Below are 19,493 nucleotides of genomic sequence, written 5' to 3'. Positions count from 1 at the left end.
GGTGCGGCTTCCTCGGATCAGTTGAAGGTGCGGCCTTCGGCCACCAGCTTCGCCAGCAGCGGCGCGGGCTGCCAGAACGCAGCGTCGTCGTTCGGGTTGGCCGCGAAGCGCTTCATCGCCTGCACGACGTTGAACAGGCCCACCTCGTCGGCGTACTTCATCGGCCCGCCGCGCCACAGCGGGAAGCCGTAGCCGGTGAGGTAGACCATGTCGATGTCGGAGGCGCGCAGCGCGATGCCCTCCTCGACGATGCGCGCGCCCTCGTTGACGAGCGCGTAGACGAGCCGCTGCACGATCTCCTCGTCGCTCACCTTGCGCGGCGTGATGCCGAGTTCGGCGCGGTGCTTCTCGATCATCTCCACCACCAGCGGCGAGGGGATCGCGTCGCGCTTGCCGGGTGCGTAGTCGTACCAGCCGGCACCGGTCTTCTGGCCGAAACGGCCCATCTCGCACAGCAGGTCGGCTGTCTTGCTGTAGCGCAGATGCGGCTTCTCGACGTAGCGGCGCTTGCGGATGTACCAGCCGACGTCGTTGCCGGCCAGGTCGCCCATGCGGAACGGGCCCATCGCGAAGCCGAAGCGCTCGATCGCCTTGTCCACCTGCGCCGGCGTGCAGCCTTCCTCGAGCAGGAAGCCGGCCTGGCGCGAGTACTGCTCGATCATTCGGTTGCCGATGAAGCCGTCGCACACGCCCGAGACGACGCAGGTCTTCCTGATCTTCTTGCCGAGCTGCATCACCGTGGCCAGCACGTCCCTGGCGGTCTTCTCGCCGCGCACCACCTCGAGCAGCTTCATCACGTTGGCCGGGCTGAAGAAGTGCGTGCCGATCACGTCCTGGGGCCGCTTCGTGAACGCGGCGATCTTGTCGACGTCCAGCGTCGAGGTGTTGGTGGCCAGGATGGCGCCGGACTTCATCACCTCGTCGAGCGTGCGGAACACCTGCTCCTTGACGGCCAGGTCCTCGAACACCGCCTCGATCACCATGTCGGCCTCCTTCAGGTCGGCATAGCTGAGCGTCGTGCTCAGCAGCGCCATGCGCTGCTCGAGCTTGTCCTGCTTCAGCTTGCCCTTCTTGACCTGGGCCTCGTAGTTCCTGCGGATCGTCGCGACGCCCTTGTCCAGCGCTTCCTGCTTCATCTCGAGGATGGTCACCGGGATGCCGGCGTTCAGGAAGTTCATCGCGATGCCGCCGCCCATGGTGCCGGCGCCGATGACCGCGAGCTTGCCCACCGCACGCACCGGCGTGTCGGCCGGCACGTCGGGGATCTTGGTGGTGGCGCGCTCGGCCACGAAGGCGTGGCGCAGTGCGCGGCACTCGGGCGTCATCATCAGGTTGACGAAGGTTTCGCGCTCCAGGCGCATGCCCTCGTCGAAGGGCTTGGTGAGCGCATTCGCCACCGCGTCGACGCATTTCAGCGGCGCCGGGAAGTTCTTCGCCATCGCGCCGACGGTGTTGCGCGCGAACTGCAGGTAGGCCTCGGGGTTCGGGTGCGTCACCTTCAGGTGGCGCACCAGCGGCAGCGGCCGGCGCTCGGCGAACTCGAGCGCGAAGCTGCAGGCGCCCTCCAGCAGGTCGCCCTCGATCAGCCTGTCGAAGAGCTGCTGGCCCGGCGCCTTGAAGAGCAGTTCGCTCGGCACCGGCTCGCCGCTGACGATCATGTTCAGCGCGTTCTCCAGGCCCAGCACGCGCGGCAGGCGCTGCGTGCCGCCGGCGCCCGGGATCAGGCCGATCTTGACCTCCGGCAGCGCCACCTGGGCGCCCGGCGCGGCCACCCGGTAATGGCAGCCCAGCGCCAGCTCCAGCCCGCCGCCCATGCAGACGCTGTGCACCGCGGCCACCACCGGCTTGGTGCTCGCCTCCAGCGCCAGGATCAGCGACAGCAGGTTGGGCTCGGCCACCGCCTTGGGCGAGCCGAACTCGCGGATGTCCGCGCCGCCGCTGAAGGCCTTGCCGGCCCCGGTGACGACGATGGCCTTGACCGCCGCGTCGGCCAGCGCCGCCTCGAGGTGGCGCGCGAAGGCGACGCGGGTGTCGTAGCCCAGGCCGTTGACCGGCGGGTTGTCGAGCGTGATGACGGCGACGGCGCCGCGGGTCTGGCAGGTGGCGGTCATGGCGGAAGGTCCTGCAAAAAAGAACGGTCGTTCGATTCGGTCGATTCTAGAGGGCGGCCGGAGGCCGTCCTTGTCGCCGCAGCGACAGGCTCAGACCTCGAGCCACTCTTTGCGAATGTAGGCGTTGGAACGGAGTTCGGCCGGCGTGCCCTCGAACACGATGCTGCCGTGGCCCATCACGTAGCAGCGCTGCGAGATGGTCAGCGCGATGGTGAGCTTCTGCTCGATCAGCAACACCGAGACGCCGCGCTCCTTGAGTGCTTGCAGGTACTCGGCCACCAGCTCGACGATCATCGGCGCGAGCCCCTCGGTCGGCTCGTCGATCATGATCAGGTCGGGGTCGCCCATCAGCGTGCGGCACAGCGTGAGCATCTGCTGCTCGCCGCCCGAGAGCACGCCCGCGGCCGTGTGCTGGCGCTCCTTCAGGCGCGGGAACAGGCGGTACATGTCGTCGTAGCTCCAGCGCGGCTTGCTGCGGCCGCGCTGCTCGCCCAGCATCAGGTTCTGGTGCACCGTGAGCTTGGGGAAGACGTCGCGGTTCTCGGGCACGTAGCCCAGCCCGAGCCGCGCGATCTCGAAGGGCTTGCGGCCAAGGATGGGCCGGTCGCGCAGGCGCACCTCGCCGGTGGCATCGACCAGGCCCATGATCGCCTTCGCGGTGGTCGAGCGGCCCGAGCCGTTGCGCCCGAGCAGCGCGACGATCTCGCCCGGCTGCACGTTCAGGTTCACGCCGTGCAGCACGTGGCTCTTGCCGTAGTAGGCGTGCAGCTTGTCCACCTGCAGCATCAGTGGCTCCCTTCGGCCAGCACCGAGCCCAGGTAGGCCTCCTGCACACGCGCATCGGCACGCACCTTCTCCGGCGTGTCGAAGGCGATCACCTCGCCGTACACCAGCACGGCGATGCGGTCCGCGAGGCCGAACACCACGCCCATGTCGTGCTCGACGGTCAGCAGCGTGCGGCCCTCGGTCACCTCGCGGATCAGCTGCACGAAGCGCGTGGTCTCGCTGCGGCTCATGCCGGCGGTGGGCTCGTCGAGCAGGATCACCTTCGCGCCGCCGGCGATCGTGACGCCGATCTCCAGGGCGCGCTGCTCGGCGTAGGTGAGGTTCATCGCCGGCACGTCGCGCCGCTTGTCGAGGCGGATCATCTTCATGACCTCCTCGGTGCGGTCGTTGGCGTCCTTCGCGCCGGACAGGAATCGCCAGAACGCGTAGCGGTAGCCGAGCGACCACAGCACCGCGCAGCGCAGGTTCTCGAACACCGAGAGCCGGCCGAACAGGTTGCTGACCTGGAAGCTGCGCGCCAGGCCGCGCCGGTTCACCTCGTACGGCGCCAGGCCGTCGATGCGTTCGCCGTTGAGCAGGATCTGCCCGCTGCTGGGACCGAAACGCCCGCTGATCAGGTTGAACAGGGTCGACTTGCCGGCGCCGTTGGGCCCGATGATCGCGACCCGCTCGCCGGCGTTCACCGCCAGGTTCGCGCCGCGGATGATCTCGGTGCGGCCGAAGCGCTTGTACACGTCCTTGAGTTCCACGGCGACGCCGGGCCCGGCGCCGGGCCGCCGCAAGCCGGGCGAGATCCCCTCGGGGGATGGCGAGCGGACCTCCGCGCGCGAGGGGCTGTCAGTCATAAGGCCTCTCTCCGCTTGATCTCCTTCTCGATCTCCTCCTGCGCCAGGCCCCATTCGGCCACGAAGCGGCGCCGCGCCAGCTCGAACAGCGCCGCGCCGGTGACGAGCACGAAGCAGGCGCCGAACCAGGCGTCGACGCCGCGTGCATCGAGCGTCGCGCCGGCGAAGCGCAGGGTCGGCCCGAGCGCCTCGTTGAGCTGCAGGTGGTAGACCATCTCGATCATCGCGGCCGCGCCGACCAGCACGGTCAGCGCGGTGCCGCCGAGCGCGAGGTAGGCGGTCCAGAGCCGCCCCAGCTTGCCGAAGGCGGCCACGCGCAGGTTCATCATGATCAGGCTGGCGATGCCGCCCGGCGCATACATCACCATGAACAGGAACACCAGGCCGAGGTAGAGCAGCCAGGCCTTGGTGAACTCCGACAGCAGCACCGAGGCCAGCACCATCAGCACCGCGCCGATGATCGGCCCGAAGAAGAACACCGCGCCGCCGAGGAAGGTGAACAGCAGGTAGGCGCCGCTGCGCAGCGCGCCCACCACCTCGGCGGTGGCGATCTCGAAGTTCAGCGCGTACATGCCGCCGGCGATGCCGGCGAAGAAGCCGGCCACGACGAAGGCGATGTAGCGCACGTGGCGCGTGCTGTAGCCGACGAACTCGACGCGCTCGGCGTTGTCGCGCACCGCGTTGAGCAGGCGGCCGAGCGGCGTGCGCGTGAAGGCGAACATCGCGCCGGTGCAGACGAAGGTGTAGATCGCGAGCAGGTAGTAGACCTGGATCTGCGGCCCGTAGCTGATGCCCAGCACCGGCGAGCCCACCACCCGGTTGCCCGAGACGCCGCCCTCGCCGCCGAAGAACTCCGGCACCATCAGCGACATCGCGAACACCAGCTCGCCGATGCCCAGCGTGATCATCGCGAAGGTGGTGCCGGCCTTGCGCGTGGTGACGTAGCCCAGCAGCAGCGCGAAGCCGGCGCCGGCCAGGCCGCCCACCAGCGGGATCAGGCTGACCGGCAGCGCCAGGCTGCCCGCGCCGACGCGGTTCAGCGCGTGGATCGCCACGAACGAGGCCAGCCCGGTGTACACCGCGTGCCCGAAGCTGAGCATGCCGCCCTGCCCCAGCAGCATGTTGTAGGACAGGCAGGCGACGATCGCGATGCCGATCTGCGACAGGATGGTCAGCGACAGGTTGCTCGTGAACAGCAGCGGCGCGACGAGCAGCAGCAGCGCGTAGGCGCCCCAGACCACGGCGCGGCCGACGTTCCAGGGCTTGAAGCGGTAGACCTGGGACATCAGTCCTCGCGCGTGCCGAGCAGGCCGCGTGGCCGGAAGATCAGGATCAGCACCAGCAGCAGGTACGGCAGGATCGGCGCCACCTGCGCGATGGTCAGCTTCAGCCAGGTGTTGCCGGCGGCCGCCGGACCGAGTTCCACGCCCAGGCTGCGCAGCGCGCCGCCGAGCGACCAGTCCAGCGCCACCGCGAAGGTCTGCACCACGCCGATCAGCAGCGAGGCGAGGAAGGCCCCGGCCAGCGAGCCCATGCCGCCGACCACGACGACGACGAAGATCACCGAGCCGACCGTCAGCGCCATCGCCGGCTCGGTGACGAAGGTGCTGCCGCCGATCACGCCGGCCAGCCCTGCCAGCGCCGCGCCGGCACCGAACACGCCCATGAACACGCGCGGCACGTCGTGGCCGAGCGCCTCGGTCATCTCCGGGTGGGTGAGCGCCGCCTGGATCACCAGGCCGATGCGGGTGCGCGTCAGCAGCGCCCACAGTGCCAGCAGCATGGCCAGCGCCACCAGCATCATGAAGCCGCGCGTGGCCGGGAACGGCGAGCACACCACGCGCACCGCGGCGTCGGCGGCACGGCACAGCGCCGCGGGCGCCGCGCCGAGCACCAGGCTCAGCCCGTCGGCCGAGGAGTTGACCAGCGTGAAGGCCGGCCCGCGCAGCAGTTCGGGCGGCTGGAACTCCACCGCCGAGCGGCCCCACACGAGCTGCACCAGCTCGAGGATCACGTATGAGAGCCCGAAGGTGACGAGCAGCTCGGGCACGTGCCCGAACTTGTGCACCCGGCGCAGGCACCAGCGCTCGAAGGCGGCGCCCAGCAGACCCACCACCAGCGGCGCGAGCAGCAGCGCGGGCCAGAAGCCGACCAGCCTGGCGATCGAGTACGCCACGTAGGCGCCGACCATGTAGAAGCTCGCGTGGGCGAAGTTCAGCACGCCCATCATGCTGAAGATCAGCGTCAGCCCGGAGCTGAGCATGAACAGCAGCAGGCCGTAGCTCAGGCCGTTGAGCAGCGAGACGGTGAAGAACTCCATCGGGCAGGCAGAAGGAAGGGCCCGCCGAGCTCAGCGCCGGTCGGGCCCTGGATTGGCCTGGATCAGGCGCCCGGGCGCTTCATCTGGCAGCTGGTGGGCGTGCTGGAGACGTAGGGCGGGAACTCCTTTACCGGCACCAGCGTCATGCCGGTCTTCTCCGGGCTGTACGGGTGCTTCGCGTCGGCCTTCTGCCACACGGTGACGTACAGCGGCTGCTGCAGCTGGTGGTCGGCCTTGCGCATCTCGAGCTCGCCGTTGAAGCTCTGGAACTTCAGGCCCTCCAGCGCCGCGGCCACCTTGACCGGGTCGGTGGACTTCGCGTTGGCCATCGCCTGACCGAGCGATTCGAAGATGCGGATCACCGAGGCGGTGTAGAAGTCGTCGCCGAACTTGTCGTTGTATTCCTTCATCCACGCGGTCAGCGGCCCGCCGACGTTGTAGTGGCTGTAGGCCACCTGGAACACACGCCCGGCCGGGCCGGTGCCCAGTGCGGTGGGCGTGCCGGTGACACCGGTGTAGTAGGTGAAGAACTTGCCGTTGTAGCCGCCCTCGTTGGCCGCCTTGACCAGCAGCGCCAGGTCGGAACCCCAGTTGCCGGTGATCACCGCATCGGCCCCCGAGGCCTTGATCTTGGCGATGTAGGGCGCGAAGTCGCGCACCTGGGCCAGCGGGTGCAGGTCCTCGCCGACGATCTGGATGTCCGGCCGCTTGCGCTTGAGCGTCTCCTTCGCGTAAGCCGCCACCTGCATGCCGTGCGAGTAGTTCTGGTTCAGCAGGTAGATCTTCTGCACGTCCTTCTGGTCCTGCATGAAGCTGGACAGGGCCTCCATCTTCATCGAGGTGTCGGCGTCGTAGCGGAAGTGCCAGTAGCTGCACTTGCTGTTGGTGAGGTCCGGGTCGACCGCCGAGTGGTTGAGGTAGAGCACCTCGTTGCCCGGGTTGCGCTCGTTGTGCTTGTTGACCGCGTCGACCAGCGCCAGCGCCACCGAGGAGCCGTTGCCCTGGGTGATGTAGCGCACGCCCTGGTCCATCGCGGCCTTCAGCGCGTTCAGGCTCTCGGTCGGGCTGAGCTTGTTGTCCAGGCCGATCACCTCGAACTTGACGCCGGCCGGGTTGCTGGCGCTGAACTTCTCGGCGAAGAACTGGAAGCTCCGGAGCTGGTTGGTGCCCACCGGCGCCATCAGCCCGGACAGCGGGTCGATCCAGGCGATCTTGACGACCTGGCCGTTCAGCGGCTTGGCCGCCGGCTTGGGCGCAGGCTTGGTCTGCGCGAAGGCCACGCCGGCCAGGGCCAGTCCTGCCGCCAGTGCCAGGGTACGGCGCGACAGCAAACGCAGGGGGCTTGTCATGGACTCATCTCCCGGGGGGTTGAGGGCGGTGCAACGGTAGCCGAAGCCCTTTTCCATGCGCGACAGGGACTACCCCGAAGCCCTGTCACCCATGGGACAACCAGGGGCATCAGGCGCCGGGCAGCCGGTGCCCCTTGAACATCTCGCGCAGCTTGAGCTTCTGGATCTTGCCGGTGGCGGTGTGCGGGATCTCGTCGACGAAGGCCACGTCGTCGGGGACCTGCCACTTGGCGATGCGGCCCTCGAAGAAGCCGAGCATCTGCTCGCGCGTCAGCTCGGCGCCGGGCTTGCGCACCACCACCAGCAGGGGCCGCTCGTCCCACTTCGGGTGCGCGCAGGCGATCGCCGCGGCCTCCAGCACCGCCGGGTGCGCCATCGCGATGTTCTCCAGCTCGATCGAGCTGATCCACTCGCCGCCGGACTTGATCACGTCCTTGCTGCGGTCGGTGATCTGCATGTAGGCGTCGGCGTCGATCGCCGCCACGTCGCCGGTGGGGAACCACTGCTGCCCGTCCAGCCCGATCAGCGGCGACTCGTCGCGCCGGTAGTAGCTGCGGATCACCCAGGGCCCGCGCACCACCAGGTTGCCGGAGGCCCGGCCGTCCCAGGGCAGCGCCTGGCCCTCGTCGCCGACGATGGCCATGTCGACGCCGAAGATCGCCTTGCCCTGCTTCTCGAGGATGCGGCGCTGCGCCTCGACGCCCAGGTCGCGGTGCCTGGCCTTCAGGCGCGCCAGCGTGCCCAGCGGGCTCATCTCCGTCATGCCCCAGGCGTGGATCACCTCGACGCCGAACTCGTCCTCCAGCGTGCGCATCATCGCCGGGGGACAGGCCGAGCCGCCGATGACGGTGCGCTTGAGCGTGCCGAACCTCAGGTGCTGCGCCTTGGCGAAGTTGATCAGGCCGAGCCAGACCGTCGGCACGCCGGCGCTGAAGGTCACCTTCTCGGCCTCCATCAGCTCGTAGAGCGACTTGCCGTCCAGGTGCGGCCCGGGGAACACCAGCTTGGCGCCGGTCATCGGCGCCGCATAGGGGGTGCCCCAGGCGTTGACGTGGAACATCGGCACCACCGGCAGGATCACGTCGGCCCCGCCCACGCCCATCGCGTCGGGCATCACCAGCCCGTAGCTGTGCAGCAGCGTCGAGCGGTGGCTGTAGACCGCGCCCTTCGGGTTGCCGGTGGTGCCGGAGGTGTAGCAGATGCTCGAGGCGGTGTTCTCGTCGAACTCGGGCCAGTGGTAGACCCCGTCCTCGGCCTCGACCAGTTCCTCGTAGCAGCGCAGGTTGGCCAGCGAGGTCTGCGCCGGCATGTGGCTGCGCCCGGCCAGCAGCACGAACTGCTTGACCGAACGCAGCTGCGGGGCGAGCTTCTCGACCAGCGGCAGGAAGCTCAGGTCGAAGCACAGCACCCGGTCCTCGGCGTCGTTGACGATCCAGGCGATCTGCTCAGGGAACAGGCGCGGGTTGATGGTGTGCAGCACCAGCCCGGAGCCCGAGGCGCCGTAGTAGATCTCGAAGTGCCGGTAGCCGTTCCAGGCCAGCGTGCCGACCCGGTCGCCCGGCGCGCAGCCCAGCCGGGCCAGGGCCTGCGCCAGCTTGCGCGCGCGCAGCTCGGCGTCGCGGTAGGTGTAGCGGTGGATGTCGCCTTCGACGCGCTTGGAGACGATCTCCACGTCGCCGGCGTGCCGCGCGGCATGCCGCAGCAGCGACGAGATCATCAGCGGCATCTGCATCATCTGGCCCATCAGCTGTGCCATGCGGGTCTCCCGGAACGGATGAAACGGCGGCCGATCATAGGAAGCGGCTCGAGGACCACCTTCCTGCGGTTTACCCCTAGCCGCATCGCCTGGATACGCGCTCGATACACTGGCGGATTCAGCGTTCCTTCCCGTCCAGGCCATGAGCGACTACAAGGTCCGCAAGACGGACGCCGAGTGGCGCGAGCAACTCGACCCGATGCAGTACCAGGTGACGCGCCAGGCGGCCACCGAGCGCCCCTTCACCGGCCGCTACTGGGACCACTGGCAGGACGGCCGCTACGACTGCGTCGGCTGCGGCACGCCGCTGTTCCGCTCCGAGACCAAGTTCGACGCCGGCTGCGGCTGGCCGAGCTACTGGGAGCCGGTCAATGCCGACGTGATCGAGCGCGTGGTCGACCGCAGCCACGGCATGGTGCGCGTGGAGGTGCGCTGCCGCAACTGCGGCGCCCACCTCGGCCATGTGTTCCCCGACGGGCCGCAACCCACCGGCGAGCGCTATTGCATCAATTCGGCCGCATTAAACTTCGCGGCCAAATGAAACTGCTGCTCGACTTCCTGCCCATCATCCTGTTCTTCGGCACCTTCAAGCTGGCCGAAGGCCGCAAGGACTGGGCAGCGCAGTTCGCGTCGGACCACCTCGGCTTCGTCGTCTCCGGCGGCGTGGTCGGCCCCGACGAGGCGCCGGTGCTGCTGGCCACGGTGGTGGTGATCCTGGCCACGCTGGCGCAGGTGGCCATCCTGATGGCACGCGGCCGCAAGATCGACCTGATGCTGTGGATCAGCCTCGGCCTGGTCACCGTGCTCGGCGGCGCGACGATCTGGTTCCACAACGAGACCTTCATCAAGTGGAAGCCCAGCGTGCTGTACTGGGTGATGGGCCTGACCTTCTGGGTCAGCCATGCGCTGTTCCGCAAGAACCTGCTGCAAGTGCTGATCGGCGCCGAGCTGCAGCTGCCCGGGCGCGTCTGGCAGCGGCTGAACTTCGCCTGGATCGCGTTCTTCGCCTTCATGGGGCTGGCCAACCTGTACGTGGCCTACAGCTTCAGCACCGACGCCTGGGTCAACTTCAAGCTGTTCGGCGGCATCGGGCTGATGCTGGCCTTCACCGTCGCCCAGGGCGTCTACATCAGCCGCCACCTGAAGGACGACGACGAGGCCGCGGCCACCTCGCCGGGGCCGGCGCCGTGAGCGTGCGCGCCGACGACATCGAGCGTGCCCTGCAGGCTGCGCTCGCGCCGCAGGCGCTGGCCGTGCACGACGACAGCGCGGCCCATGCCGGCCATGCCGGCGCGCGTGAGGGCGGTCATTTCACCGTGCGCGTGACCAGCGAACGCTTCAACGGTTTGTCACGGGTGGCGCGGCACCGCCTCGTTTATGATTCCCTGCGCCCGTTGATCGCGCGTGGCATCCACGCGCTGGCCATCGATGCCCGGGCCCCGGACGAGCCGTGACGCTCCCCGCGCCGCAGCCGTCCCTTCCACGCTGAAAGACCCTCCACCCATGAAGACTCTCCCGCTGGCCGTTCGCCTGTCCGCGTTCTGCGCTGCCCTGGCGCTTGCCGCCCCGGTGTTCGCGCAGAACATCGCCATCGTCAACGGCAAGGCCGTGCCCAAGTCACGGGTCGACGCGCTGCTGCAGCAGGCCACCCGGCAGGGCCAGCCCAAGACGCCCGAGCTCGAGCAGCAGGTGCGCGACGAGGTCGTGCTGCGCGAGATGTTCATGCAGGAGGCCGAGAAGCGCGGCCTGGCCGCCTCGCCCGACTTCAAGGCACAGATGGAGATCGCGCGCCAGTCGATCCTGATCCGCGAGCTGTTCGCCGACTACCAGAAGAAGCACCCGGTCACCGACGCCGACGTCCAGGCCGAGTACGACAAGTTCAAGGGCCAGGCCAGCGGCACCGAGTACCGCGCGCGCCACATCCTGGTCGAGAAGGAAGACGACGCCAAGGCGCTGATCGCGCAGATCAAGGGCGGCGCCAAGTTCGAGGACCTGGCCAAGAAGAACTCGAAGGACCCGGGCTCGGGCGAGAACGGCGGCGACCTCGACTTCGCCCCGCCCAACGCCTACGTGCCCGAGTTCTCGCAGGCGATGGTCAAGCTGAAGAAGGGCGAGATGACCGAGGCGCCGGTCAAGTCGCAGTTCGGCTGGCACATCATCAAGCTCGAGGACACGCGCGAGGCCAAGTTCCCGCCGCTCGAGGAAGTGAAGGGCCAGATCCAGCAGCGCCTGGGCCAGCAGAAGATGGCCCAGTTCCGCGACGAGATCAAGGCCAAGTCCAAGACGGACTACAAGTTCCTCACGCAGTGAGATGACGGCCCCCGGCCGCGGGGTACCGCGGCCGCCCCCCGAGGGGGCCGGCCGGCCGCTTGGGAGCGGCCCGGCGCTGGCCGGCTGCGCTCCGGCATCGGAGCCATACCGTCACATCGCGAGCTGCTCGCCCACGTCGAGCCGCCCGGCCTCGATGCGCAGCTGGCGGTCGCAGCGCGCCGCGATGCCGCGGTCGTGCGTCACCAGCACGAGCGTCGTGCCGGCCTCGCGGTTGAGCTCGAACATCAGCTCCATCACCTTCTCGCCGGTGGCGAAGTCGAGGCTGCCGGTCGGCTCGTCGGCCAGCAGCACGGCCGGGTGCACGACGAAGGCACGCGCGAGCGCCACGCGCTGCTGCTCGCCGCCCGACAGCACGCGCGGGTAGTGGCGCAGCCGCTCGCCGAGGCCGACGCGGCCGAGCATCTCGGTGGCGCGCTCGCGGGCGTCGTGCCGGCCCTGCAGTTCCAGCGGCAGCATCACGTTCTCCAGCGCCGTCAGGTTGGCCAGCAGCTGGAAACTCTGGAACACGAAGCCGAGCTTCTGCGCCCGCACCGCCGCCCGCTCGTCCTCGCCGAGCGCGAACAGGTCGATGCCGGCCAGCTTCACCGTGCCGCGGGAGGGTGTGTCCAGCCCCGCGATGATGGACAGCAGCGTGCTCTTGCCCGAGCCCGAGGCGCCGACGATGGCGGCGGATTGCCGCGCCTCGAGGATGAATTCGATCTCGTGGAGAATCGTCAGCGGGCCGCTGGCGTCGTGCACCTGCTTGGTGACACGCTCGACGGCGATGATGGGTTCGGACATGGATGGGTCGGGAATGGTTCGTCGCCGCGATCGGCGCGCCTGGCTGGCGCACTGTAGCCTGATGCTGCTGGCCGGCGCCGGCGCGGGGGCGTTCGCGGCCGCCGCGCGGCCGGCCACCATCCTGGTGGTGGGCGACAGCCTGTCGGCCGAGTACGGCATCGCCCGCGGCAGCGGCTGGGTGGCGCTGCTGGGCGAACGCCTGGCGCGCGAGAAGATCGCGGCCAGCGTGGTCAACGCCAGCATCAGCGGCGACACCACCTCCGGCGGCCGCTCGCGCCTGCCGGCACTGCTGCAGCAGCACCGGCCGACCCACGTGGTGATCGAACTCGGCGGCAACGACGCGCTGCGCGGGCTGCCGCTGGCGATGACCCGCGAGAACCTGGTGCAGATGACACGCGCCGCGCGTGCCGCCGGCGCACAGGTGGTGATCGTCGGCATGCAGGTGCCGCCGAACTACGGCCGGCGCTACGGCGACGATTTCGCGGCCCTGTTCGGCAGCGTGGCCAAGGCCGAACAGGCCGCGCTGGTGCCCTTCCTGCTGGCCGGCGTGGCCGATGCGGCGGAGGCCGACACGCTGTTCCAGGCTGACCGCATCCACCCCACGGCGCAGGCCCATCCGCGCATGCTGGCCAACGTCTGGCCGGTGCTCGCGCCGCTGCTCAAGCAGCGTTGACCGCGCGGCTCAGTCGGCGCGCTGGCGGCCGCCCGGGTTGGGGCGCGCCTCGCGTTGCTCGCGCGGCTCGCGCTGCACCCGCGGCGCCTGGCGCGGCAACTCGCGCGGGGCCTCACGCAGGGCGGGCGCCTCGCGCGGCGCGGGGGGTTCGCGCGGCGTGACCGGCTGCACCGGGCGCGGCGGCTGCACCGGCCGCACGGCTGGCTCGCGCTCCCGCAGTGTCGGTGTCTCGCGGCGCTCGGGCGGCGTCGGCTGGCGCAGTGCCGGCTCGCCCGTCGGCTCGGCCAGCCGCGGCGAATCGCGGCGCGGCGCGGGGCGCAGCTCGACCCGGTCGTCGCGCCGGGCGTCGCTTCGATCGTTTCGCCAGTCTTCGCGGCGATCGTCGCGGCGGTCATCCTGCCGGTCATCGCGCCTGTCATCGCGCCGGTCATCGCGCCGGTCGTCGCGCCGGTCATCGCGCCTGTCATCGCGCCGCACGCCCGGCGGCGGGCGGCGCGGCCCCTCGGAGAAGCCGGGTGCCGGCGGCCTGGCAGCCACCAGGGTGGCCGGCGGTGCAGCCAGCACCGGCGCGCGCTCGTGCGGCCGGCCGCGCACGATCTCGCGCCCTTCCGGCAGCTCGCGCAGGGTGCGGGCCGCCGGGGCCACCGGTGCGCGCGTGCTCAGCGTGGAGGCCGGCACGAAGGTCACGCCGTGCGGGAACTTGCGGTTGCGGAAGTCGCGCCCCTCCACCGCCTGCTGCGGGTTGTTGACGATGGTGGTGAGGTTGGTGATGTTGACCACGTGCGTGATGTTCACGTTGCGCACGTAGCCCGGGCTGACGCGGTAGGCGGGCACGTAGACCTCGCGCGGGGCGAGCGGCACCCAGCCGATGGTCGGCCCGGTGCCGAGGGTGGCGCGCAGGCCGGGGCCGGCGATCCAGGCCACCAGGGCCGGCGCATAGATCGGCCGGCGCACGTAGTGGCCCGGCGACCAGCACCAGCGGCTGCCATGCCACACCCAGCGCCCGTAGTGGAACGGCGCGAAGCCCCAGGGCGCCTCGTCGACCCAGGTCCAGCCCCAGGGCGCGACCCAGGCCCAGCGGCCCATCGTGTACGGGGCCCAGCCCGGCGCGACCTGGCGCGGCACCCACAAGGTGCCGTACTCGGCGTCGTTCTGCCACTGGCCGTAGCGGTCGAGTTCCTCGGCGCCGGTCATCTCGGGCGAGACGTAGCGCTGCGCCGGGCCGCTGTCCCCGACCCGGTCGCGTTCGCCGACCCAGGACGCGAACGCGTCGCGCGCCGGCTCGAGCAGCCGGTACTGCGCCACGCCGGCGCCATCGACCCAGAACTCCGCCTTCTGCCCGGCGTGAACGGGCAGCGCGCTGCCCTGCCCTTCGTAGGTGGCCTGGCCGCTGTCGACGGTCACGAAGCTGGCCTGGTTGTCGCGGTCGAAGCGGTAGCGGCCGGTGCGCTGCACGGTGAAGCGGCCCTCGGCGGTCTGCAGCTCGAACTCCGGCACCGCCTCGGCGCTGCGCAGCCGCAGCGCCGCGCTGCCGTCGTGCAGCTTCAGCACGACGCGCTCGTCGTCCAATCGCAGCACCTCGACCTCGCTGCCGCCGTCCAGGCGCAGCGTGGTCGAGCCGATCTGCACCTCGGCGCGCGCACCGGCCTCGGTGGCCAGCCGGTCACCGCCGGTCAGCGGGCGGTTGCGCTCGGCGGCGAGCCAGTCCCCGTCGGCCGGGTGGTACAGCCAGGCCGTGCCCTGCAGCTCGGCGATGCGGCCGACGCGCCCGGGCGGATCCACCGCCGGATCGGTGCTCAGGCTGGTGGCCGACGCCGCCCCCCAGGCGAACAGCGCCAGCAGCGCGGCGCCCAGGCCGCGGCAGACGAGGTGACGCAAGCGGTTCATGGCGCTTCCAACGCTTGGGCCGCGGCCCCGGACGACCGGCCGTCCCACCGCGACACACAGCTTTACAAACGCCTCAGTCGTCGGCCTCGGCGTCCAGTCCCGGGAACAATACGCTGGTGAAGCCGAAGCGGGTGAAATCCCGCACCCGCATCGGGTAGAGCTTGCCGATCAGGTGGTCGCACTCGTGCTGCACGACGCGCGCATGGAAGCCCTCGGCCTCGCGGTCGATCGGCGTGCCGCGGGCATCGACGCCGCGGTAGCGGATGCGTGCGAAGCGCGGCACCACGCCGCGCAGCCCGGGCACCGAGAGGCAGCCTTCCCAGCCCTCCTCCTCGTCGTCCGACAGCGGCTCGATGACCGGATTCACCAGCACCGTCTCGGGCACGGGCGGGGCATCCGGGTAGCGCTGGTTCTTCGCGAAGCCGAAGATGACGACGGCCAGGTCCACGCCGATCTGCGGCGCGGCCAGGCCGGCGCCGTCGGCGGCGTGCATGGTGTCGAACAGGTCCTGCACCAGCGCGTGCAGCTCGGGCGTGTCGAACTCGCGCACCGGCTTCGCCACCCGCAGCAGCCGCGGGTCGCCCATCTTCAGGATGTCTCTGACGGCCATCAGGCAATCTTAGCGAACGCCTCGATCACCTCCGGCGGCGCCTGCACCAGCTCGACCAGCACGCCCTCGCCGCCGACCGGGAACTCCTCGTTGCCCTTGGGGTGCAGGAAGCAGATGTCGAAGCCCGCCGCCCCCTTGCGGATGCCGCCGGGCGCGAAGCGCACGCCGTTGGCGGTGAGCCACTCGACGGCCTTCGGCAGATCGTCGATCCACAGGCCGATGTGGTTCAGCGGCGTGGCGTGCACCGCCGGCTTCTTCTCCGGATCGAGCGGCTGCATCAGGTCGACCTCGACCTTGAACGGCCCGGCCCCCATCGCGCAGATGTCCTCGTCGACGTTCTCGCGCTCGGAGCGGAACGTGCCCGTCACCTCCAGGCCGAGCTTGTCGACCCAGAGCGTCTTCAGGCGCTGCTTGTCGAGGCCGCCGATGGCGACCTGCTGAATCCCGAGAACCTTGAAGGGCCGGCTCATTCGAACTCCAGGATGATCTGGTCCACCGCCAGGCTCTCGCCCTTGCTCGCGGCCACCTTCGCCACCACGCCGTCCTGCGCGGCGACCAGGATGTTCTCCATCTTCATCGCCTCGATGACGGCGAGCTTCTCGCCGGCCAGCACCTTCTGGCCCGGCTGCACTGCCACGTCGACCAGCAGCCCGGGCATCGGCGAGAGCAGGAACCTCGAGAGGTCCGGCGGCGCCTTCACCGGCATCAGCTCGTAGAGCTCGGCCGCGCGCGGCGCCAGCACGCGGGCGCGCACGCTGCGGCCGTTGTGCGTGATGCGGTAGTCCAGGCCGATGCGCTCGACCTGGGCGCAGAACTGCTCGCCGTCGCAGTCGCCCTGCATCGCGATGTCGCGCAGCGAGCCGTGCAGCGTGATCACGTGCGCGCGGCCGTCGATCTCGACGCGGCTGGCCAGGCCCTCGACCCTCACGTGCACCGGCGTGGCCTGGCGCGTGCCGTCCTCGCCGATCACGACGACGACGAAGTCCTCGCGGATGGCCATCTCGTGGCCGCGCAGCTGGCCGGAGAGCCCGGCCGCGCGCTGCAGCGACAGGCGTTTGACCGCCGTGGCCAGCGCGAGCAGGAAGTCCGGGTCGTCGTGCGGCACGGCGTCGGCCGAGAAGCCCTTCGGGTACTGCTCGGCGATGAAGCCGGTGTTGAAGTCGCCGGCGACGAACTTCGGGTGCGCCAGCAGCGCGGCCTGGAACGGGATGTTGCTCGAGATGCCACGGATCACGAAGGCGTTGAGCGCCTCGCGCATCCTGCGGATCGCGTCCTCGCGGTCCACCCCGTGCACGATCAGCTTGGCGATCATCGAGTCGTAGTACATCGGGATCTCGCCGCCCTCGTACACGCCGGTGTCCACGCGCACGCCGCCGCCGGCGGGCACCGGCAGCGCGGCTTCCATCGTCGCCGCCGGCGGCTGGTACTTCACCAGCCGGCCGGTGGAGGGCAGGAAGTTGCGGAACGGGTCCTCCGCGTTGATGCGGCACTCCATCGCCCAGCCGCGCCGCACGATGTCGCCCTGGCCGAAGGCGAGCTTCTCGCCGGCGGCCACGCGGATCATCTGCTCCACCAGATCGAGCCGCGTGATGCACTCGGTGACCGGGTGCTCCACCTGCAGCCGGGTGTTCATCTCGAGGAAGTAGAAGCTCTGGTCCTTGCCGACCACGAACTCCACCGTACCCGCGCTCTGGTACTTCACCGCCTTGGCCAGCGCCACGGCCTGCTCGCCCATCGCGCGGCGCGTGGCCTCGCTGATGAACGGCGACGGCGCCTCCTCGATCACCTTCTGGTGGCGGCGCTGGATCGAGCACTCGCGCTCCCACAGGTAGACCGCGTTGCCGTGGGCATCGCCCAGCACCTGGATCTCGATGTGGCGCGGCTGCTCGACGAACTTCTCGATGAAGACGCGGTCGTCGCCGAAGCTGTTCTTGGCCTCGTTGCGGCAGGAGCTGAAGCCCTCGAAGGCCTCCTTGTCGTTGAAGGCCACGCGCAGGCCCTTGCCGCCGCCGCCGGCACTGGCCTTGATCATCACCGGGTAGCCGATGTCCTTGGCGATCTTCACCGCCTGCTCGGGCGACTCGATCACGTCGTTGTAGCCCGGGATGGTGTTGACCTTGGCCTCGGTGGCGAGCTTCTTCGAGGCGATCTTGTCGCCCATCGCCGCGATGCTGTAGTGCTTGGGCCCGATGAAGGTGAGGCCCGCTTCTTCGACGCGGCGCGCGAAGTCCTCGTTCTCGGACAGGAAGCCGTAACCCGGGTGGATGGCCTGGGCACCGGTCTGCTTCGCGGCGGCGATGATCTTGTCGGCCACGAGGTAGCTCTCGCGGCTGGGTGCCGGGCCGATGAAGACGGCCTCGTCGGCGATCTCGACGTGGCGTGCATCGCGGTCGGCCTCGGAGTACACGGCGACGGTGGCGATGCCCATCTTGCGGGCGGTCTTGATGACGCGGCAGGCGATCTCGCCCCGATTCGCGATCAGGATCTTGGTGAACATGTTCCCTCTCCCCCTCACAGCGGGATGTTCCCGTGCTTGCGCCACGGGTTGTCGAGCTTCTTGTCGCGCAGCATCACGAGGCTGCGGCAGATGCGCTTTCGGGTCTCGTGCGGCTGGATCACGTCGTCGATGTAGCCCCGCGCGCCGGCCACGAAGGGGTTGGCGAAGCGCGCCTTGTACTCGGCCTCCTTGGCCGCAAGCTTGGCCGGGTCGCCCTTGTCCTCGCGGAAGATGATCTCCACCGCGCCCTTGGCGCCCATCACCGCGATCTCGGCGTTGGGCCAGGCGAAGTTGACGTCGCCGCGCAGGTGCTTGGAGGCCATCACGTCGTAGGCGCCGCCGTAGGCCTTGCGCGTGATCACAGTGATCTTGGGCACCGTCGCCTCGGCGTAGGCATACAGCAGCTTGGCGCCGTGCTTGATGATGCCGCCGTACTCCTGGCTGGTGCCGGGCATGAAGCCGGGCACGTCGACGAAGGTGATCACCGGGATGCTGAACGCGTCGCAGAAGCGCACGAAACGGGCCGCCTTGATGCTGCTCTTGATGTCCAGGCAGCCGGCCAGCACCAGCGGCTGGTTCGCGACGATGCCCACGGTCTGCCCGTCCATGCGCGCAAAGCCGATCACGATGTTCTTCGCGTAGTCGGGCTGCAATTCGAAGAAGTCGCCGTCGTCCACCGTCTTGGCGATCAGCTCCTTCATGTCGTAGGGCTTGTTCGGGTTGTCCGGCACCAGGGTGTCGAGCGAGAGGTCGGTGCGTTCGGCCGCGTCGCCGCTGCGCCGCACGGGTGGCTTCTCGCGGTTGTTCAGCGGCAGGTAGTTGAAGAAGCGGCGCAGCATCAGCAGCGCGTCGACATCGTTCTCGAAGGCCAGGTCGGCCACGCCGCTGCGGCCGGTGTGGGTGGCGGCGCCGCCGAGTTCCTCGGCCGACACCTCCTCGTGCGTCACCGTCTTCACCACCTCGGGGCCGGTGACGAACATGTACGAGCTGTCCTTCACCATGAAGATGAAGTCGGTCATCGCGGGCGAGTACACCGCGCCGCCGGCGCACGGCCCCATGATCATGCTGATCTGCGGCACCACGCCCGAGGCCAGCACGTTGCGCTGGAACACCTCCGCATAACCGCCGAGCGAGGCCACCCCCTCCTGGATGCGCGCGCCGCCGGAATCGTTCAGGCCGATCACCGGCGCGCCGACCTTCATCGCCTGGTCCATCACCTTGCAGATCTTCTCGGCGTGCGCCTCGCTGAGCGCGCCGCCGAACACGGTGAAGTCCTGGCTGAAGACGAACACGAGCCGGCCGTTGATCATCCCGTAGCCGGTGACCACGCCGTCGCCCGGCACCTTGTTCTCGGGCATGCCGAAGTCCGCGCAGCGGTGCTCGACGAACATGTCCCATTCCTCGAAGGTGCCCTCGTCGAGCAGCAGCTCGAGGCGCTCGCGCGCCGTGAGCTTGCCCTTGCCGTGCTGCGCGGCGATGCGTTTCTCGCCGCCGCCGAGCCGCGCCTTGGCGCGCTTCTCTTCGAGCTGCTGGATGATGTCGTGCATG

18 protein-coding genes are annotated in these 19,493 nt (G+C 69.7%); 5 read left to right on the top strand and 13 right to left on the bottom strand.

What is annotated here, in order from left to right:
- Window positions 1-17: 17 nt before the first annotated feature.
- The 7 genes from D9C15_RS20360 to D9C15_RS20330 form a co-directional block, all read right to left on the bottom strand.
- Window positions 18-2,111 (bottom strand): 3-hydroxyacyl-CoA dehydrogenase NAD-binding domain-containing protein, encoded by a 2,094-nt coding sequence (locus D9C15_RS20360; protein WP_128000294.1) that lies wholly within the window; start codon window positions 2,109-2,111, stop codon window positions 18-20.
- Between the two features lie 90 nt (window positions 2,112-2,201).
- Window positions 2,202-2,897 carry an ABC transporter ATP-binding protein gene (locus tag D9C15_RS20355; protein ID WP_128000293.1) on the bottom strand — a complete coding sequence of 232 codons (696 nt, stop codon included), beginning with the start codon at window positions 2,895-2,897 and terminating at the stop codon, window positions 2,202-2,204.
- Entirely contained in the window at window positions 2,897-3,646 is a 750-nt protein-coding gene (locus D9C15_RS20350; protein WP_240668487.1) for an ABC transporter ATP-binding protein, read from the bottom strand. The genes D9C15_RS20355 and D9C15_RS20350 overlap by 1 nt, the downstream gene beginning before the upstream one ends.
- 92 nt (window positions 3,647-3,738) lie before the next feature.
- On the bottom strand, window positions 3,739-5,028 hold the full coding sequence (locus tag D9C15_RS20345; protein ID WP_128000291.1) for a branched-chain amino acid ABC transporter permease: 1,290 nt from the start codon (window positions 5,026-5,028) through the stop codon (window positions 3,739-3,741).
- Window positions 5,028-6,062: a branched-chain amino acid ABC transporter permease gene (locus D9C15_RS20340; protein ID WP_128000290.1), complete on the bottom strand. Its 1,035-nt coding sequence runs from the start codon at window positions 6,060-6,062 to the stop codon at window positions 5,028-5,030. Before D9C15_RS20340 ends, D9C15_RS20345 begins: the two co-directional genes overlap by 1 nt.
- Before the next feature lie 62 nt (window positions 6,063-6,124).
- The gene (locus D9C15_RS20335; protein WP_128000289.1) at window positions 6,125-7,411 is read right to left on the bottom strand and encodes a branched-chain amino acid ABC transporter substrate-binding protein; all 1,287 of its coding nucleotides are present in this window, start codon (window positions 7,409-7,411) and stop codon (window positions 6,125-6,127) included.
- Window positions 7,412-7,520: 109 nt separating this feature from the next.
- Window positions 7,521-9,167 carry a 3-(methylthio)propionyl-CoA ligase gene (locus D9C15_RS20330; protein WP_128000288.1) on the bottom strand — a complete coding sequence of 549 codons (1,647 nt, stop codon included), beginning with the start codon at window positions 9,165-9,167 and terminating at the stop codon, window positions 7,521-7,523.
- Between the two features lie 142 nt (window positions 9,168-9,309).
- Here D9C15_RS20330 and msrB point away from each other — a divergent pair, with 142 nt between their 5' ends.
- The 4 genes from msrB to D9C15_RS20310 are packed head-to-tail and all read left to right on the top strand — an operon-like array spanning window position 9,310 to window position 11,477.
- Window positions 9,310-9,708 (top strand): peptide-methionine (R)-S-oxide reductase MsrB, encoded by a 399-nt coding sequence (msrB, locus tag D9C15_RS20325; RefSeq protein ID WP_128000287.1) that lies wholly within the window; start codon window positions 9,310-9,312, stop codon window positions 9,706-9,708.
- Window positions 9,705-10,358, top strand: a complete 654-nt coding sequence (locus D9C15_RS20320) for a septation protein A (RefSeq protein WP_128000286.1) — start codon at window positions 9,705-9,707, stop codon at window positions 10,356-10,358. Before msrB ends, D9C15_RS20320 begins: the two co-directional genes overlap by 4 nt.
- Window positions 10,355-10,621, top strand: a complete 267-nt coding sequence (locus D9C15_RS20315; RefSeq protein WP_128000285.1) for a BolA family protein — start codon at window positions 10,355-10,357, stop codon at window positions 10,619-10,621. The genes D9C15_RS20320 and D9C15_RS20315 overlap by 4 nt, the downstream gene beginning before the upstream one ends.
- Before the next feature lie 49 nt (window positions 10,622-10,670).
- Window positions 10,671-11,477, top strand: a complete 807-nt coding sequence (locus D9C15_RS20310) for a peptidylprolyl isomerase (protein WP_128000284.1) — start codon at window positions 10,671-10,673, stop codon at window positions 11,475-11,477.
- Window positions 11,478-11,588: 111 nt separating this feature from the next.
- Here D9C15_RS20310 and D9C15_RS20300 read toward each other — a convergent pair whose 3' ends face one another.
- Window positions 11,589-12,278 (bottom strand): ABC transporter ATP-binding protein, encoded by a 690-nt coding sequence (locus D9C15_RS20300; protein WP_128000283.1) that lies wholly within the window; start codon window positions 12,276-12,278, stop codon window positions 11,589-11,591.
- Window positions 12,279-12,291: 13 nt separating this feature from the next.
- Between D9C15_RS20300 and D9C15_RS20295 the strand changes: the two genes are divergently transcribed.
- Window positions 12,292-12,951, top strand: a complete 660-nt coding sequence (locus tag D9C15_RS20295) for an arylesterase (protein WP_128000282.1) — start codon at window positions 12,292-12,294, stop codon at window positions 12,949-12,951.
- A gap of 9 nt (window positions 12,952-12,960) precedes the next feature.
- Here the strand turns inward: D9C15_RS20295 and D9C15_RS20290 are convergent, their stop codons facing one another.
- From D9C15_RS20290 to D9C15_RS20270, 5 genes are all read right to left on the bottom strand, one after another.
- Window positions 12,961-14,838, bottom strand: coding sequence for a DUF6600 domain-containing protein (locus D9C15_RS20290; RefSeq protein ID WP_128000281.1), 1,878 nt, complete (start codon window positions 14,836-14,838; stop codon window positions 12,961-12,963).
- A 73-nt stretch (window positions 14,839-14,911) separates the two neighbouring features.
- Window positions 14,912-15,448 (bottom strand): peptide deformylase, encoded by a 537-nt coding sequence (gene def / locus D9C15_RS20285; protein ID WP_128000280.1) that lies wholly within the window; start codon window positions 15,446-15,448, stop codon window positions 14,912-14,914.
- On the bottom strand, window positions 15,448-15,918 hold the full coding sequence (locus D9C15_RS20280; protein WP_128000279.1) for a VOC family protein: 471 nt from the start codon (window positions 15,916-15,918) through the stop codon (window positions 15,448-15,450). Before D9C15_RS20280 ends, def begins: the two co-directional genes overlap by 1 nt.
- A complete protein-coding gene (gene accC / locus D9C15_RS20275; RefSeq protein WP_128000278.1) occupies window positions 15,915-17,945 on the bottom strand; it encodes an acetyl-CoA carboxylase biotin carboxylase subunit in 2,031 nt (676 codons plus the stop codon). The genes D9C15_RS20280 and accC overlap by 4 nt, the downstream gene beginning before the upstream one ends.
- A 14-nt stretch (window positions 17,946-17,959) precedes the next feature.
- Window positions 17,960-19,492 (bottom strand): acyl-CoA carboxylase subunit beta, encoded by a 1,533-nt coding sequence (locus tag D9C15_RS20270; protein ID WP_128000277.1) that lies wholly within the window; start codon window positions 19,490-19,492, stop codon window positions 17,960-17,962.
- Window position 19,493 lies beyond the last annotated feature (1 nt).

It is taken from the genome of Piscinibacter defluvii (genome assembly GCF_004011805.1).
Lineage (GTDB): Bacteria > Pseudomonadota > Gammaproteobacteria > Burkholderiales > Burkholderiaceae_C > Piscinibacter > Piscinibacter defluvii.
The sequence above is the reverse complement of the archived record's forward strand: the minus strand, read 5'-3'. Positions and strand labels throughout refer to the sequence as shown.